This window comes from Streptomyces sp. NPDC006487 (assembly GCF_042870555.1).
Taxonomy (GTDB): domain Bacteria; phylum Actinomycetota; class Actinomycetes; order Streptomycetales; family Streptomycetaceae; genus Streptomyces.
Genome location: NZ_JBIAHN010000004.1, coordinates 30646 through 47273, shown reverse-complemented (window position 1 = coordinate 47273; position 16628 = coordinate 30646). Strand labels below are relative to the sequence as shown.

At 71.9% G+C, this 16628-nt stretch carries 14 protein-coding genes; 9 read left to right on the top strand and 5 right to left on the bottom strand.

Annotated elements, in window-relative coordinates; translation table 11 throughout:
- Window positions 1–119: 119 nt before the first annotated feature.
- Window positions 120–1196: a membrane dipeptidase gene (locus tag ACFYM0_RS07720; RefSeq protein ID WP_388497833.1), complete on the top strand. Its 1077-nt coding sequence runs from the start codon at window positions 120–122 to the stop codon at window positions 1194–1196.
- A gap of 7 nt (window positions 1197–1203) precedes the next feature.
- Here the strand turns inward: ACFYM0_RS07720 and ACFYM0_RS07715 are convergent, their stop codons facing one another.
- Window positions 1204–2508, bottom strand: a complete 1305-nt coding sequence (locus tag ACFYM0_RS07715; protein WP_388497831.1) for a glycosyltransferase 87 family protein — start codon at window positions 2506–2508, stop codon at window positions 1204–1206.
- Window positions 2509–2620: 112 nt separating this feature from the next.
- Window positions 2621–3973: a UDP-glucose dehydrogenase family protein gene (locus ACFYM0_RS07710; RefSeq protein ID WP_388497829.1), complete on the bottom strand. Its 1353-nt coding sequence runs from the start codon at window positions 3971–3973 to the stop codon at window positions 2621–2623.
- Between the two features lie 263 nt (window positions 3974–4236).
- Between ACFYM0_RS07710 and ACFYM0_RS07705 the strand changes: the two genes are divergently transcribed.
- From ACFYM0_RS07705 to ACFYM0_RS07695, 3 genes are all read left to right on the top strand, one after another.
- A complete protein-coding gene (locus ACFYM0_RS07705; protein WP_327253049.1) occupies window positions 4237–5409 on the top strand; it encodes an acyl-CoA dehydrogenase family protein in 1173 nt (390 codons plus the stop codon).
- A gap of 91 nt (window positions 5410–5500) precedes the next feature.
- On the top strand, window positions 5501–6151 hold the full coding sequence (locus ACFYM0_RS07700) for a hypothetical protein (RefSeq protein WP_388497827.1): 651 nt from the start codon (window positions 5501–5503) through the stop codon (window positions 6149–6151).
- A 115-nt stretch (window positions 6152–6266) separates the two neighbouring features.
- Complete coding sequence (locus tag ACFYM0_RS07695; RefSeq protein ID WP_388497825.1) at window positions 6267–7349, top strand: sugar phosphate nucleotidyltransferase; 1083 nt, start codon at window positions 6267–6269, stop codon at window positions 7347–7349.
- A gap of 62 nt (window positions 7350–7411) precedes the next feature.
- Here the strand turns inward: ACFYM0_RS07695 and ACFYM0_RS07690 are convergent, their stop codons facing one another.
- The gene (locus tag ACFYM0_RS07690; RefSeq protein ID WP_388497823.1) at window positions 7412–8782 is read right to left on the bottom strand and encodes an LCP family protein; all 1371 of its coding nucleotides are present in this window, start codon (window positions 8780–8782) and stop codon (window positions 7412–7414) included.
- Window positions 8783–8970: 188 nt separating this feature from the next.
- On the opposite strand from ACFYM0_RS07690, the gene ACFYM0_RS07685 reads away from it, so the two are divergent.
- The 4 genes from ACFYM0_RS07685 to ACFYM0_RS07670 all read left to right on the top strand — a co-directional run bounded on the left by ACFYM0_RS07685 (window position 8971) and on the right by ACFYM0_RS07670 (window position 12033).
- Window positions 8971–9513, top strand: coding sequence for an acyl-CoA thioesterase (locus tag ACFYM0_RS07685; protein ID WP_388497821.1), 543 nt, complete (start codon window positions 8971–8973; stop codon window positions 9511–9513).
- 91 nt (window positions 9514–9604) lie between these two features.
- Entirely contained in the window at window positions 9605–10420 is an 816-nt protein-coding gene (locus ACFYM0_RS07680) for an SGNH/GDSL hydrolase family protein (protein ID WP_388497819.1), read from the top strand.
- A gap of 75 nt (window positions 10421–10495) precedes the next feature.
- A complete protein-coding gene (locus ACFYM0_RS07675; RefSeq protein ID WP_388497817.1) occupies window positions 10496–11122 on the top strand; it encodes a TetR/AcrR family transcriptional regulator in 627 nt (208 codons plus the stop codon).
- Complete coding sequence (locus tag ACFYM0_RS07670; RefSeq protein ID WP_388497816.1) at window positions 11119–12033, top strand: SDR family oxidoreductase; 915 nt, start codon at window positions 11119–11121, stop codon at window positions 12031–12033. Before ACFYM0_RS07675 ends, ACFYM0_RS07670 begins: the two co-directional genes overlap by 4 nt.
- Window positions 12034–12101: 68 nt before the next feature.
- On the opposite strand, the gene ACFYM0_RS07665 is transcribed toward ACFYM0_RS07670, so the two are convergent.
- Entirely contained in the window at window positions 12102–13430 is a 1329-nt protein-coding gene (locus ACFYM0_RS07665) for an LCP family protein (protein WP_388497813.1), read from the bottom strand.
- 342 nt (window positions 13431–13772) lie between these two features.
- Between ACFYM0_RS07665 and ACFYM0_RS07660 the strand changes: the two genes are divergently transcribed.
- Window positions 13773–14798: a glycosyltransferase family 2 protein gene (locus ACFYM0_RS07660; RefSeq protein WP_388497812.1), complete on the top strand. Its 1026-nt coding sequence runs from the start codon at window positions 13773–13775 to the stop codon at window positions 14796–14798.
- Between the two features lie 76 nt (window positions 14799–14874).
- Here ACFYM0_RS07660 and ACFYM0_RS07655 read toward each other — a convergent pair whose 3' ends face one another.
- Window positions 14875–16572, bottom strand: coding sequence for an LCP family protein (locus ACFYM0_RS07655; RefSeq protein ID WP_388497810.1), 1698 nt, complete (start codon window positions 16570–16572; stop codon window positions 14875–14877).
- Window positions 16573–16628 lie beyond the last annotated feature (56 nt).

Below are 16628 nucleotides of genomic sequence, written 5' to 3'. Positions count from 1 at the left end.
CCGAACGCCACATCCGCCGGGCGCCTCCGGCGTCCCACATGTCACGGTGGCACCATCTTCCCTGCTTCTCTCCCGCTGCTTTTCGCAACGACACAGCCGCCGAGACCGGAGCGCACGCCATGGCCGACCTGCAGGACGAACCGCACTCGAACCCGGTGACCCCCGTGGGCCCCGGCTCCCTAGGAGCCGAGGATCCCACCGGCACGTTGCTCCCGGGCGCCCTGGACCGGGCCGCCGCACTGCTGAGCGTCCATCCCGTCGCGGATGGCTGCAACACCCTCGTCTGGACCCTTCGGACCAGTCCGTACCACGACATCGACACCTCGGACACGGGCGTCGACACCGACATCCCGCGGCTGCGCGCCGGGGGAGTGGGTGCCCAGTTCTGGTCCCTGCTGACCCCGCGCGAGGCAGCGGCCACCGACCAGGTGGTGTCCGACACCCTCGAACAGATCGACGGGGCACTGGCCCTGATGCGCCGTTACCCCGACAGCCTCTGCCTGGCGCTGACCGCCGATGACCTGGCGGACGCCCGCAACCGGGGCCGCATCGCCTCCTTCCTCGGCCCCGTGCCCGGCCGCACCCTGACGGACTCGCTGGGCGCGCTGCGCGCGTTCCACGCGCTGGGCGTACGGATCCTCGCGCCGGCCGGGGCCCCCTGGGCGATGGAGGGACTGACCGCCTTCGGCCACGAGGTGGTCAAGGAGATGAACCGGCTGGCGATGCTGCTGGACCTCACGGGCTGCCCGCCCGCGCCGGCCTGCCAGCTCGCCGCGGCCTCCAAGGCGCCGGTGATCATCTCGCACACCGGGGCGGCCGCCCTCAATCCGCACCCGGACAACGTGACCGACGAGGTGCTGCTCGCGCTGCGCGCGGCGAACGGCCTGGCGATGGTCACCTTCGACAGCGCGCTCACGGGGGACTCCCTGCACGCGGTCGCGGACCACGTGGAGCACGTACGAGCCGTCGCGGGCCCCCACTGCGTGGGCCTGGGGGCCGGCTTCGGCGCCGAGCCGGGCATCCCCCGGCCCGCGGGCCTGACGGACCCCTCGGGCTATCCGCGACTGATCGCGGAACTGCTGGAGCGGGGCTGGCCGGAGACCGATCTGGCGCTGCTGACCTGGGGGAACGCCCAGCGGGTGGTGCGCGACGTGGAGTTCACGGCCCGCGCGGCGCAGCACCGCAGGGCCTCCTGAGCGGGATTCAGACGCGCGCCGGGACCTCGGATCCGGCCTTGGACGCCGGGGCCCCCGCGGACCCGGCGTCCTTCCCGTTCACGGACCCGGCCGCGGGGACGGGGCTCACGCTCGCCCGCCACAGGCGCAGGCAGGACCAGACGGCGGCCCATCCCAGCAGGCCGTTGCGGAGCACCAGGAGGAACGTGCCGAAGCCGGTGCCCGGGAGGATCTCCGAGCCGTAGGTCAGCGGGTAGATCACGGTGCTCAGCGCGGTGGAGGCCACGATCAGCCAGGCCACCGGCCGCTGCGTGGTGTGCTTGCAGGTCAGGCAGACGGCCGCGAGGCCGACCAGCCAGATCAGGTACTGCGGGCTGAGCACGCGGCTGGTGATGGTGAAGACGAGGATGGCGCACAGCGCGGCGTCCAGCGGGGTCGCGGTCGTCCAGCGCCGGGCCTTCACCCGCCACAGCAGCAGCCAGGCGAACCCGGCGACCGTGAGGCCGACGGAGAGCAGGGCGACGCTGGAGACGTACGGGCCGAGGTACTCGTACGCGCCGTAGCGGACCTCGATCTTCCCGGACCAGGCGCCGACGAGCTTGCCGAGCATCAGGGCGGAGCCGCCGAGGGACTCGACCTGGATGCCGCGGTTGCCCTGGTTGCCCAGGAAGCCGAGCGTGTCGCGGAAGAACAGCGCGAGCACGGCGAGCAGGACGGCCCCGGCCGCCACCGCCGAGACGATCGCGTCGCGGGTGGTGCGGCCGCGCGGGGTGCCGATCAGCGTGAGCAGCGGCCAGACCTTGACCAGGGCTCCGACTCCGGCGAGGACGCCGCCGAGCTTGCGGCGGAAGCGCAGGCACAGCAACGAGCCGACGGCGAGCAGGGTGACCTGCAGGTCGTAGCGGCCGAAGGGCAGCGACAGCAGCAGCGGCAGCGTGGTCAGCCACAGCACGGCGCCCGCCAGGCTGCCGTCGGCGCGGCGGGCGGCGCGGACCAGGCCGACGGCGATCAGCGCGTCGCAGATCACGGTCAGGGCGACGAAGGCCTGGAAGTAGCTGAGGAAGGGGAGCAGGTCGGGCGACAGGAAGATCGCCGCCGCGGCCGGCGGGTACTGCCACATGACGTCGTCGTGCGGCATCGTCCCCGTGACGAGGACGTCGTACCAGTTGTTGTAGGTCTGGGTGATCTCCACGCGCACCGAGGAGGTGCCGTGCAGGTTCACCACGAGGAGGACCACCATCAGGGTCCGGGTGGCCAGCCAGAAGCCCGCCATGGCCAGGCGGCCGGCGCGCCCCCGGAGTGCGGAGTCGATGGTCCTGCTCGTACTGGTCATCGGCCGTGAGTCTAGCGATCCGGGCGGTACGGCCCCGGTGGCTCTCGCCAACGATCCGGTGACGAGATGTGAAACCGTGCATTCCGCAACGAAGCGGATCGGGGGCCGCGGGTCAGGCGCGCGGGCGGCCCATCGCCCGGTAGGTCCAGCCGGCCGCGCGCCACCGCTCGGGGTCGAGGGCGTTGCGGCCGTCGAGGACGAGCCGGTCGGTGACGACCTCGCCGAGGGCCGCGGGGTCCAGGTCGCGGAACTCCCGCCACTCGGTGAGGTGCAGGACGACCTCGGCGCCGCGGGCGGCGTCCAGGGCGGAGTCGGCGTACCCGAGGGTGGGGAAGACGCGGCGGGCGTTGTCCATGCCCTTGGGGTCGTAGACGGTGACCTGGCCGCCCTGGAGGTGGATCTGGCCGGCCACGTTCAGCGCGGGGGAGTCGCGGACGTCGTCGGAGTCCGGCTTGAAGGTGGCGCCGAGGACGGCGACGCGCTTGCCGAGGAAGGAACCGCCGACGGCGTCGCGGGCAAGCTCGACCATGTGGCCGCGGCGGCGCATGTTGATGGAGTCGACCTCGCGCAGGAAGGTCAGGGCCTGGTCGGCACCGAGCTCGCCGGCCCGCGCCATGAAGGCGCGGATGTCCTTGGGCAGGCAGCCCCCGCCGAACCCGATGCCGGCGCGCAGGAACTTCTTCCCGATGCGCTCGTCGTGGCCGATGGCCTCGGCCAGCTTCACCACGTCGCCTCCGGCGGCCTCGCAGACCTCGGCCATGGCGTTGATGAAGGAGATCTTCGTGGCGAGGAAGGAATTGGCGGCGGTCTTGACGAGTTCGGCGGTGGGGAAGTCGGTGACGACCAGCGGGGTTCCCTCGCCCATGGGGGTCGCGTAGACCTCCCGCAGGACCTTCTCGGCACGTTCGCCGCGTTCGCCGTCGACCCCGATGACGATCCGGTCCGGGTGCAGGGTGTCCTGGACGGCGAAGCCCTCGCGCAGGAACTCCGGGTTCCAGGCGAGCTCGATCTCCTCGCCGGCCGGGGCGAGCGCGGTCAGCTTCGCGGCGAGGCGCTCGGCGGAGCCGACGGGCACGGTGGACTTGCCGACGACCAGGGCGGGCCGGGTCAGGTGCGGGGCGAGGGATTCCACGGCGGAGTCGACGTAACTCATGTCGCAGGCGTACTCGCCGTGCTTCTGCGGGGTGTTCACGCAGACGAAGTGGACGTCGCCGAAGGCGCCGACCTCCTCCCAGGAGGTGGTGAAGCGCAGCCGGCCCGTGGAGCCCGGCAGTCCGGCCACGTGCGCGGCCAGCAGCTCCTCCAGCCCCGGCTCGTACATGGGGACGCGGCCGTCGGCCAGCATGGCGATCTTCTCCGGCACCACGTCCAGTCCGAGCACCTCGAACCCCAGCTCGGCCATTGCCGCGGCGTGCGTTGCGCCGAGGTATCCGGTGCCGATCACAGTGATCTTGAGGGGGGCCATGAGTGCTCCTGGAGGTGCTGGGCCGTTCGCGGCAACCGAGCATAGTCGGGCCGGTGGCCGGGGATGCATTCCGGCGTCCGTCACCCGTCCGCCGCCCGTCCGTCACCGCGCAGCCACCCGGTCACCGCCCGTCCGGCGTCCCGCACCGGCCCCGCTGTCATGCAACTCACGTGCGACGCCCGTGTCGCGGTCGGCGGCCGGACACTAAGCTTGGGCTACTTAACGGTAGTTAACACCACGCACCACCTGGGGAGTGAGAGATCTTGGCGGGTTCTGCCGACTTCGACCTGTACCGCCCGGCCGAGGAGCACGACATGCTCCGCGAGTCCGTCCGCGCGCTCGCCGAGGCGAAGATCATGCCCTTCGCCGCCGCGGTCGACGAGGAGTCCCGCTTTCCGCAGGAGGCCCTGGACGCCCTCGTCGCCAGCGACCTGCACGCCGTCCACGTGCCCGAGAGCTACGGCGGCGCGGGCGCCGACGCCCTCGCCACCGTGATCGTGATCGAGGAGGTGGCCCGCGTCTGCGCGTCCTCCTCCCTCATCCCCGCGGTCAACAAGCTCGGCTCGCTCCCGGTGATCCTTTCCGGATCCGAGGAGCTCAAGGCCAAGTACCTCGGCCCGCTGGCCAAGGGCGACGCGATGTTCTCGTACGCCCTCTCCGAGCCCGACGCGGGCTCGGACGCCGCGGGCATGAAGACCCGCGCCGTGCGCGACGGCGACTTCTGGGTCCTCAACGGCGTCAAGCGCTGGATCACCAACGCCGGCGTCTCCGAGTACTACACGGTCATGGCCGTCACCGACCCGGAGAAGCGCTCCAAGGGCATCAGCGCCTTCGTCGTCGAGAAGTCGGACGAGGGCGTCTCCTTCGGTGCTCCGGAGAAGAAGCTCGGCATCAAGGGCTCGCCGACGCGCGAGGTCTACCTCGACAACGTCCGCATCCCCGCCGACCGCATGATCGGCGCCGAGGGCACCGGATTCGCCACCGCGATGAAGACCCTCGACCACACCCGCATCACCATCGCCGCCCAGGCGCTGGGCATCGCCCAGGGCGCCCTGGACTACGCCAAGGGCTACGTCCAGGAGCGCAAGCAGTTCGGCAAGCCGATCGGCGACTTCCAGGGCGTGCAGTTCATGCTCGCGGACATGGCCATGAAGATCGAGGCCGCCCGTCAGCTGACCTACGCGGCGGCGGCCCGCTCGGAGCGCGTCTCCGGCGGCGGCCCGCACGAGGACCTCACCTTCTTCGGCGCCGCGGCCAAGTGCTTCGCCTCGGACGTGGCCATGGAGGTCACCACGGACGCGGTCCAGCTCCTCGGCGGCTACGGCTACACCCGGGACTACCCGGTGGAGCGCATGATGCGCGACGCGAAGATCACGCAGATCTACGAGGGCACGAACCAGGTCCAGCGCATCGTCATGGCCCGCAACCTGCCGTAGGGCCCGGCCTCGCGTGTTCCGACCGGCGGCGCAGCCTCTAGGCTGTGCGCCGGTCGGCTCCGGGTGCGGGGTCCCAGGGGGCGGGAACAGGATGTCCGTAGAACGTCACATCGCGGGGATGCTCCAGCAGATCGCCCGTCAGCAGGACTTCGTGGAGATCGCCCCGCAGGGCACCGCGCTGAAGGCGGCCGCCCTGGCGCACGTGGCCGAGCAGTACGGCTACGCGTACGACACGGCGTACCGGACCGGCTTCAAGAACTCGCTCGTCCAGGTCCGCATGTACCGGGACCCGCGACCCGAAGCGCGCGTCCGCGAAGCGGCCACCATCACCGCCCATCCGCAGGCGGGCAACGGCGGGACGGTGCCGGGGCTGGAGCAGGGTTCCCTGAAGCCGCTCCCCGGGGCGGCCGGCGCCGTGGCCGTGCTGAAGGACCTCGTCACCTTCGACGTCATGGCCGAGTACATCGCCGACCGGAGCCTCAAGACGAAGCTCTACCTCGCCTGCGTGGCCGTGACCGGTCTCATGCTCTTCGACAAGCCACCGGGCGAAGCGCTCCTCTCCGGCGGGGCGGTCGCGCTGCTGCTCACCGCGGCCCTCGCGGTGGGCACGACCCGCCGGGCGAAGATCGCACAGCGGCTGACGGCCGCCGGGTTCCACGAGGTGCGCGACCATCAGGGTGGCCGGCGGTTCCTGGGCCCCGGGCAGCAGTTGCCCGGCCACGCCAACCCGTTCGCGGCTTGAGGCCCCTGGCCTGCGGCGAAGACGGTCGCACACATCGGACACCTGCCCCCTGGGGATCCCCCGGATGGGCTAAATTTGGACCTTCGTACGCCGGAACCGGTTGGGGAGAACGCAAATGACGGAAGCGATCCTGCTGGTCGGCGGACAGGGGACGCGGCTGCGCCCCGTCACGGTGAACACGCCGAAGCCGATGGTCCACACGGCAGGCGTCCCCTTCCTCGCCCACCAGATAGCCCGCGCCGCCGCCGCAGGCGTCACGCACATCGTGATGGCCACCTGCTACCTCGCCGAGGTCTTCGAGCCCTACTTCGGCGACGGGTCCGACTTCGGCGTCCACCTGGAGTACGTGGTCGAGGACGAGCCCCTCGGCACCGGCGGCGCCATCCGCAACGCGGCGCGGCTGCTCACCGGCGGCCCCGACTCCTCCGTGCTCGTCTTCAACGGGGACATCCTCACCGGCCTGGACATCGCCGGGCTCGTCGAATCGCACAAGGCGGCCGACGCCGACGTCTCCCTGCACCTGGTCCGGGTCGACGACCCGCGCGCCTTCGGCCTGGTCCCCACCGACGCCCACGGGCGGGTGCTGGCCTTCACCGAGAAGCCGCAGACGCCCGAGGAGATCATCACCGACCAGATCAACGCCGGCTGCTACGTCTTCCGGCGCAGCGTGATCGACACGATCCCGGCCGGCCGGTCCGTTTCCGTGGAGCGCGAGACCTTCCCCGGTCTGCTCGCCTCCGGGGCCACCCTGCACGGGGTCACCGAGAACACGTACTGGATGGACCTCGGCAAGCCGGAGGCGATCATCCAGGCCTCCGCCGACCTGGTCCGCGGCGTCGTCCCCTCCCCGGCCGTCCCCGGACGCCGCGGCGAGTTCCTCGTCCTGCCCGGAGCCCACGTGGCGGCCGGGGCCAAGCTGTCGGGGGGCACCGTCGTGGGCGCCGGTGCCCGCATCGAGGCGGGCGCGGTCGTCCAGGGCTCCATCGTGCTGGCCGACGCGGTCGTCGGCCCCGACGCCCAGGTGTCCGCCAGTCTGATCGGCGCCGGCGCCTCGGTGGGCACGCGGACCGTGGTGGACGCCGCCGTCATCGGTGACGGAGCCGTCGTGGGCGCCGACAACGAGCTCCGCGCCGGAGCCCGGGTCTGGTGCGGGGCGCGGCTGCCCGACGCGGCGATCCGGTTCTCCTCCGACGCCTGAGCCGGGGCGGGCGCCCCTTTGCCGGGGCGGGGCGCCCGGCAAAGGGCCCCCCGCCTCCGTGATCAGTTCCCGCGGACGGTGACCTTCTCGTCCTTCTGGATCTGCTGGACCAGCTGCTGCACCTTCGCCTTGTCCCAGACGAGGTTGCCGCCGCGCTGACCGGAGATCGGCATGTTCATGGACACGCCGTCACCGCCGCTGATGCCCTTCATCGCGAAGAACATCGACCCCATGTCCCACAGGCCCATGTCCTTGTCCACGATCAGCGTGTCCAGACCCGCGCCCAGCACCGGGTAGAGCGCGAACGGGTTCAGGATCGTCGTCGGGGTCGCCGCCTGGCTCGCCAGCGCCGACAGGAACTTCTGCTGGTTCTTGGTCCGCTGCAGGTCCGACTCGGCGAAGGCGTAGCGGGTCCGTACGTAGGCCAGCGACTGCTCGCCGTTGAGCGTCTGCTTGCCCTCCTTGAAGTCGGCCCCGGAGTTCTTGTCCTTGAACGCCTTCTCGATGTTCAGCTCCACCCCGCCCAGCGCGTCCACGATGTTCGCGAAGCCGGCGAAGCCGATCTCCGCGTAGTGGTCGATGCGCAGGCCGGTGTTGAACTCCACCGTCCGCACCAGCAGCTCCGGGCCGTCCTGCGCGTAGGCCGCGTTCAGCTTCGTCCGAACGCCCTTGCCCACGTACTTCTTGCCCGAATCCGAGCCGACGAAGGACGGGATCTCCACGTCCGAGTCGCGCGGCAGCGAGATCATCGTGTTCCCGCTGGAGCACTTGGCCAGGATCATCATCGAGTCGGTGCGCTTGCCCTCGGCCGAGCCGGTGTGGAGCTTCTTCTTGTCCTCGGCGGACATGCCCTCACGGCTGTCGGAGCCCACGATCAGGTAGGTCGTGCAGTCGCCCTCCTTCGGGCGCTCGATGACCTTGGAGAGGTCGACCTCGCGGCGCACGTTGGAGTCGGCCCAGAAGTACGTGCCGATGCCCGTCACGAGCAGGCCGGAGACCAGCACGATCGAGCCGATCTTGATCCGCCTGCGCCAGTCCGGGGCCGGACCCGCCGGACGGACCGGGCCGCCGGGGCCACCCGGTCCGCGCCCGCGCGGCCCGGCGGGCGGGCGGCCGCTGCCGCCGCCGTAGACCTGGCCGGTGTTGTAGCCGCTGTCGACGCCGCCGCCGACGCCGCCGCTGTACGAGCCGTCCTGCTGCGGAGGCACGTAAGGGGCCCCGGCCGGCGGCTGGGCCGGGCGGCGCGGGGGCTGCTGGGGCTGCTGGGGCTGCACCGGCTGCTGCCGGGACGCCTGGGGGCCGGGACCGGGCCGCTGGACGTGCCTCATCCGCCGTGCGCCTTCCGGCTCCGCCTGGCCGCTGCCGCGGCCGTACCCGTCATCGCGGCGGCCGCGCTGGTCCTGCTCGCCGCTCCACCCGTCCCAGTCACTCATGTGCCCAAGAATGCCTGGCAGACAGGGGCGCGGAACACCCCCGGCGGCTGTTCGTACCGGTGCTGTTGCAGAGCTGATGCCGGCGGACCGCACTTGGGGCGTGTCTTTCGGATCAGGCCGGGCCCGCGGCGCCCGGCACCGCGGGCTGACCCGGCCTGATCCCAAAAGACACGCCCTAAGCTGTCTCCATGACAGAGATACCGGGCGAGCCGCCGGGAAAGCCGATCTCGGCTTCCCGCACCACCCTGAGCCACATCATGACCGCCAACGACACCAACCTCCTCGGCACGGTGCACGGCGGCGTGATCATGAAGCTGGTGGACGACGCGGCGGGCGCCGTGGCAGGCCGCCACTCCGGGGGCCCGGCCGTCACCGCCTCCATGGACGAGATGGCCTTCCTCGCCCCCGTCCGCGTCGGTGACCTCGTCCACGTCAAGGCCCAGTGCAACTGGACCGGCCGCTCCTCCATGGAGATCGGCGTACGCGTCCTCGCGGAGCGGTGGAACGAGTCCACCCCCGCCACCCAGGTCGGCAGCGCCTACCTCGTCTTCACCGCGGTCGACGCCGAGGGCAAGCCCCGCCAGGTCCCGCAGGTGATCCGGGAGACCGAGCGGGACGAGCGGCGCTACCAGGAGGCCCAGATCCGGCGCACCCACCGGCTTGCCCGCCGCCAGGCCATCCGCGACCTGCGGGAAGAACGCACCGCACAGGGGCTGGACGCCGACGTCTAGTGCGCCGGCGTCTCCCCGTGTTCCCCGTGTTCCCCGTGTTCCCCGTGCCCCCGCGTCCGCGCCCGCGTCCGCGCCCCACCCGGAAGGCCTCATGAATCGCCGCTCGGCCGTGTTCGCAGGCGTCGCCGGACTCGCAGGTCTCGCCGTGGCGGTCCCGCTGCTGACGGCCGCCTCCGAGCAGGACCCCGCCACCGCGGTCCCGCCGTCCCCGACCGCTTCCTCCGAGGCCTCCTCCGGCACGCGCGCGCCCCGTACGGTCCGCGTCATGCCCCTCGGCGCCTCGACCACCGCGGGCGTGGGGAGCTCCGACTTCGGCGGCTACCGGCTGCCGCTGGGGCGTCTGGTCGCCGGCCACTCGGGGTACGCCATCGATTTCGTGGGCTCCCGGGCACAGGGCCCCATGGACGACAACGAACACGAAGGGCACCCCGGCTACACCGTCGGCCGGATCCGGGCCGGGGTCGACCGGTGGATCGCGGCCGCCGGACCGGACGTGGTCCTGCTCCACATCGGCCTCAACAACCTGAACCGCGGCGGCGACCCGGACCGGGCCGCGGACGAGGCCGAGGACCTGGTCGAGCGGATCTTCACCCTGCGCCCGGGGGGCACCGTCATCATGCAGGGCCTGGTGCCCTCGACCCCCGGCTCGAAGGACCAGGACATCTCCGAGCCGATCGCGGCCTACAACCGGCGCCTCAAGCAGATCGAGGCACGGGAACAGGGGGCGGGCAGGCACTTCGCGTTCGTCAAGGCCCCCTGGCTGACCCCCGCGGAACAGGCGGACGCCTCCACGCCCGCCGAGCTGGCCGACGGCCTGCACCCGAACGACACCGGGTACGCGAAGGTGGCCGACGCCTTCTACGAAGCGATGGAGCGGGCCCACGCAGCGGGCTGGTTCGGGATGTGAGCTCGGTTCGCCCTTCCGGGGGCGACCTCTGCCCGCTTTAATAAATGAACGAGCATTTATGAATGAGGGGTGGCGATGATGGCACGTCCCCGAGGGGTCGAGGACGCGGTGATCCTGCGTGCGACGGCGCAGGTCATGGGCCGGGTGGGTCCCGCTGGTCTCACGCTGGCCGCGGTGGCGCGCGAGGTCGGACTGGTTCCGGCGACCCTGGTGCAGCGATTCGGTTCCAAGCGCGGTCTGCTCCTCTCGCTCGGCGACCTCTCCGAGAAGGACGCGAGCGAGACGGCCGAGCGCGTGCGCCGGTCGCACGACTCGGCGCTCGGGGCCCTGGTGGCGCTGACGGTGGAGTCGGCGGCGGTGATGGCCACGCCAGAGAGCTTCGCCAACCATCTGGCGTTCCTGTGCACGGATCTCGGGGATCCCGAGCTCTACGAGCGTGCGCTGGCCGTTCACCGCACCCACGGGCGGGTGATCGGGGAGCTGCTCACGGAGGCGGTCGGCGAGGGCGAGCTCCGCGCCGGGACCGATGCCGCGGCGCTGGCCCGCACCGTCCAGGCGATCACCGCCGGGGCAGGCCTGACCTGGGCACTCGAACGCGAAGGCACCCTCGCACAGCGGCTCCGGCAGGAGCTCGACGTCGTGCTGTCCCCCCACCTTCCCCACCTTCCGCCGCGAGCCGGCCACGACCAGGAGGAATCATGAAGACCGTTGGCGCACGCCCGCTGGCCGGCAAGGTGGCCCTGGTCGCCGGCGGTACCCGCGGCGGCGGACGGGGCATCGCCGTCGAGCTCGGCGCCGCCGGGGCGACGGTGTACGTCACCGGCCGCAGCGGAGCCGGTGGGCGCTCCGACCTGGACCGCCCGGAAACCATCGAGCAGACCGCCGAGAAGGTCACCGAGGCAGGCGGCCTGGGCATTCCCGCACGGACCGACCACAGCAGTCCCGACGAGGTCCGGGCCCTCGTCGACAGGATCGCCGCCGAACAGGACGGACGGCTCGACATCCTGGTGAACTCCGTCTGGGGCGGAGACCCGCTGACCGACTGGGAGCACCCCCTGTGGGAGCAGGATCTGGAGACCGGTCTGCGGCTGCTGCGGCAGGCGGTGGAGACCCACGTCATCACCAGCCGGTTCGCGCTCCCCCTCATGGTCTCCCGTAAGAGCGGCCTGGTCGTGGAGGTCACCGACGGCAACACCGCCCGCTACCGCGGCACGTTCTTCTACGACCTGGCGAAGTCGGCGGTCATCCGCCTCGCGGTCGCCCAGGCCGCCGAGCTGCGTCCGCACGGCGTCGCGGCCGTGGCCATCACGCCGGGATTCCTGCGCTCGGAGGCAGTGCTGGAGCATTTCGGTGTCACCGAGGCCAACTGGCGCGACGGCGCGGCCCAGGACCCGAACTTCGCCCACTCCGAGAGCCCGGCGTACCTCGGCCGGGCCGTGGCCGCACTGGCTGGCGACCCCGACGTCATGGCCAAGTCGGGACGGGCCCTGGCCACCTGGGGCCTGTACCGGGAGTACGGCTTCACCGATGCCGACGGCGCGCAGCCGGACTTCGCCGCCCACTGGGCCGAGAACCTGGCGGCGGAGTACGGGCCCCTCGGCGACCCGCTGTAACCCGGTCCGCCCCGACGACCTCCGCCGCCCCGACGATCCCGGCCGCCACGGCCCGTACGCCGGTTCGGTCAGGAGCCGCCGCAGACCACCTGGTCACCGGTGACCACACCGAACTCGCCCTGGTACGGATCCTCCGCGCGCACCGCCACCACCTTGCGGTAATCGGCGCCCGCGATCACCACGACGGTCCGCCCCTGCCCCCGCACGGCCCGCATCTCGCTGCCGGGCAGCGCGGTGGACACCGTACGGGCCGACCGGTCCCAGCGCGGGTCGTACGTGATCACCGTGCGCTTGACGTCCCGGCTCGCGCCGTTCCCCGGAGCCCGGGTGGTGTCGAAGCCGGTGGCGCGCAGCGCCGAGTCCACCCGGGTGCCCAGCCCGTCGATCCGGGTGCCGTTCTCCACCTGGACCCGGACCTGCCCCGGGGGCACGTCCACCGGCACCGCCGGCTGCCGGCGCACCGGCCGGCCGGGGGCGGGGGCCGGGGGCGTGGCCATCGGACGGTCCTCGCGCAGCGCCTGGAAGAGCTTCGCGGCCTTCCCCTCGTCCCATTTCACCGTCGAGCCGATGCCCTTGACCGGGAAGGAGGGGTTGCCGACGGGCACGGAGGCGAACTCCGAGGAGGACGGGGTGAAATCGCGCATCGCCTGTCCGAGCGCCAGCATCTGCTCCGAGCCGAAGCCCCTGTCGGCCCGGACCGAGCTCAGCAGGGTGGAGCTGACCTGCTTGAACTTGACGGGGTTGAGCAGCACCCCGCCGCCGGTGGCCTGTTTGATCAGCGCGGCGATGAACCGCTGCTGGCGCTGCATCCGGCCCAGGTCCGAGGCCCCGTCGACATGGCGCGAGCGCACGTACTGCAGGGCCTGGCCGCCGCTGAGCCGGTGGGTTCCGGGAAGCAGGTCGAGGCCGGTGTTGGGGTCGTGCATGGTCTTGGCGGTGCAGATCTCCACGCCGCCCATGGCGTCGACCGTCTTCATGAAGCTGGTGAAGTCGACTTCCAGGTAGTGGTCGATCTTCACGCGGGTCATGTTCTCGACGGTGCGCACGGTCAGCTGGGGCCCGCCCTCGGCATAGGCGGCGTTGAGCTTCACGGGGTGGGCCCCGTGCGGTTTGCCGCTGGAGCCGTCCACGTGCGCGGGCAGCTCCACGAAGCTGTCGCGGGGGAGGCTGACCACACTGGCCCGCGACCGGTCCGCCGAGAGGTGGACCAGCATGACGGTGTCGGTGCAGTGGCAGGGCGCGCCGCCCAGGCGGTACTCGCGCTTCTCCTCGGCGGTGATCTTGTCGCGGCCGTCGGTGCCGACGAGCAGGAAGTTCACCCCGTGCCCGGCCTGGGGGCGGTTCTTCATGTCCTTGAAGGGGTCCACGCGCTGGATCCCGGTGTCCAGCCCGGTCATCACGGCGTGCCCGAGTGCTCCCGATCCCAGGACGATCACCGACAGCCCGGCGGCGAGCCGGACCCCCCAGCGGGGTCTGTCCGCCGGCCGTCTCCCGCCGGCCCGCGCTCCGGCCGCACCGCCTGGCCGCGGCGCGCGCTGCGACGGCCGGGCGGACCGGGCGGGCAGGGCGGGTCGGGTGGGACGGTGCGGCTGGGGCACGGGGGACACCTCGCACGTTCGGCAGATTCGTCAGAACAGTAGGTCCATACGATCAGCCGTTGTCCGTACTGCTCATCCGGCGCGCACCCGGTTCCCCCGTACGCGGTAACGTGACACCGATACCCGACCTTGAAGGACCACATGCCCGCCCAGCAGCCCGCAGTCTCGGTGATCATGCCGGTACTCGACGAGGAGCGCCATCTGCGCGACTCGGTCCACCACATCCTCGGACAGGAGTACGGGGGTGAGATGGAAGTGGTGATCGCCCTCGGGCCCTCCAAGGACCGTACCGACGAGATCGCCGCCGAGCTGGTACGCGAAGACCCCCGCGTCCACACCGTTCCGAACCCCACCGGCCGTACCCCCGCCGCCCTCAACGCGGCCATCCAGGCCTCGCGCCACCCGATCGTCGTGCGCGTCGACGGCCACGGCATGCTCTCCCCGAACTACATCGCCACCGCGGTCCGCCTCCTGGAGGAGACCGGCGCGCAGAACGTCGGCGGCATCATGCACGCCGAGGGCGAGAACCCCTGGGAGGACGCCGTCGCCGCCGCGATGACCTCGCGCATCGGCGTCGGCAACGCCGCCTTCCACACCGGCGGCAAGGCCGGCCCCGCCGACACCGTCTACCTCGGGGTGTTCCGGCGGGAGGCCCTGGAGGCCGCCGGCGGGTACAACGTGGAGTTCATCCGCGCCCAGGACTGGGAGCTGAACTTCCGCATCCGCGAGGCCGGCGGGCTGATCTGGTTCTCGCCGGAGCTGAAGGTCCAGTACCGACCGCGGCCCTCGGTGCGGGCGCTCGCCAAGCAGTACAAGGACTACGGACGCTGGCGCCACGTGGTGGCCCGCTACCACTCGGGCTCCATCAACCTGCGCTACCTCGCCCCGCCGGCCGCCGTCTGCGCGATCGCCGCCGGTCTGGTCGTCGGAGCAGCCGTCACCCCGTGGGCCTTCCTCCTCCCGGCCGGATACCTCGCGGCGATCACCGCCGGCTCCGTCCCGGCCGGCAAGGGTCTGTCGTTGGGGGCCCGGCTGCGGATCCCCGTCGCCCTGGCGACCATGCACATGTGCTGGGGCTACGGCTTCCTGACCAGCCCGCGCTCGCTCGCCGCCAAGGTCATCGCGAGCCGCCGCCCGTCGGTGAGCCGGGACGCCGCCGAGCTCTGAGCCCGCGTACACACGAAAGGGGTGACCCGGTCCGACGAGGACCGGGTCACCCCTTTCGGTGTGTGGAGGCGTCAGCTCACCAGCGGAACGGCTCGTAGATGTCCATGCAGCTGGTGTCCGTGCCGTTGAGCACGTCGGCCGTCTCCGGGACGTCGCCGGCCTCGGGCGGCGCCTGCTGCGGGTAGACGGCGCCCTCGCGCCAGTCCGCACCCACCAGGACCGTGATCTTGGCTGCCGCGGCCGACTTCTGCACGGAGGTGCCCGGGATCCCGAGCGCCGCGGCCACGCTCTGCGCGTCGGCGGCCTGGGCGTCCGTGGCGTAGCGGACGACGGTCGCCTTCTCGGGGGTGAGCGCGCTGTCCGCCTTGGCCAGAGTGAACCCCTTGGCGACGAGCTGGCCCGCGATGGCCGTGGCCCGCTTGCCCACCGGCTGCGCCCCGACACCCGTGCCGTTGACCACCTGTACGGCGATCTTCGCGGGGGCGGACGCCGGCGGCGCGGAGGACGGCTGCGAGGTCGGCGCGGGGGCCGACGGCGATCCGCTCGCGGCAGGCGCCGGGTCGCCGTTCTTGTCCATGGCGACGTCCTTGCGGAGCAGCTCCCACACCTTCGGGGCGTCCGTGGGATTGACGATCAGCCGGTCCTTGTCCCAAGGGGCCGGCAGCACCGGGATCGTGGCCGTCGTGATGCGGTTGACCGGCACCTCCTTGAGCAGCAGGGCGAGGTCGATGAGCTTCTTGACCGACCCGATCTCCTCCGACACCTGCAGCGCCTTCGTGGCCGCCTCCGCCAGGCCGGTGAGGCGGGGGAGGTCGGTGAAGGCGTTCTGGCCCTTGAGGCCGCGCATCATCGAGTTCATGTACATGTGCTGCGCCTTGGCCCGGCCCATGTCACTGCCGAAGGAGTGCCGGGTGCGCAGCCACTGGAGCGCCTGCTTGCCCTGGATCCTGGTGGTGCCCGCCTTCAGCTTGAGGCCGGAACCGCCCGTCCCCGACCCCGGCTTCGACTGGTCGAAGACGTTCTGGTTGACGCAGACGTCGACGCCGCCGATCGCGTCGGCCATGCTCACGACACCGGTGAAGTCGATCGTCATCCAGTGGTCGATGTAGATGTTGGACAGCTTCTCCCAGGTGGCCAGGGTGCAGCCGGCACCCCCGCGCCCGAAGCTCTCGTTGATCATCGCCTTGATGGCCTTGTGCTTCTCGCCCGTCTTGGGGTCGGTGCACTCCGGGATGTCCACGACCGTGTCGCGCGGAACGGACGTCACCGAGGCGTTCTTCCGGTCGGCCGAGATGTGGATCAGCATCTGTACGTCGGCCCGCGCGGAGCCGACGCTGTCCGAGGCCCCGCCGAGCGCCTCGTTCTCCGGCTTGTCGCGGCTGTCGGAGCCGAGCATCAGGATGTTGATCGGGCGCCGGCCCGCGGCGTCGGCCTCGGTCCTGGCGACTCCGCTGTCGCCGCTCAGGCGCTGGCCGCTGCGGATGTTGCCGTTGAGGTGGCGGTAGTAGAGGTAACCGGCCGCCGCCGTCACGAGTATGAGCAGCGCCACGATGGAGGCCGCCCAGCGCAGTACGCGGCGTCGCCCCCGCCGGGTCGGCCGGTTGCCGCCGCCGCTGCCGCCGGCACCGCCGCTTCCGCGACCGGCCCGGCGGTGGCCGGAGCCCGACCTCGGCGCCGGTACGGCACTGGTGGCCGTCGGACGGGTGCCGGCGCCGGATATGCCGTCGCCGGCCCGGTCCGCCGCCCCCTCCCCTTGCACGCTGCTGTGCCTCACGCGTCCCCCATCACGATCACTCGGTGTCGGTAGTGTGCCGGTCCGCCGTGTTCCGG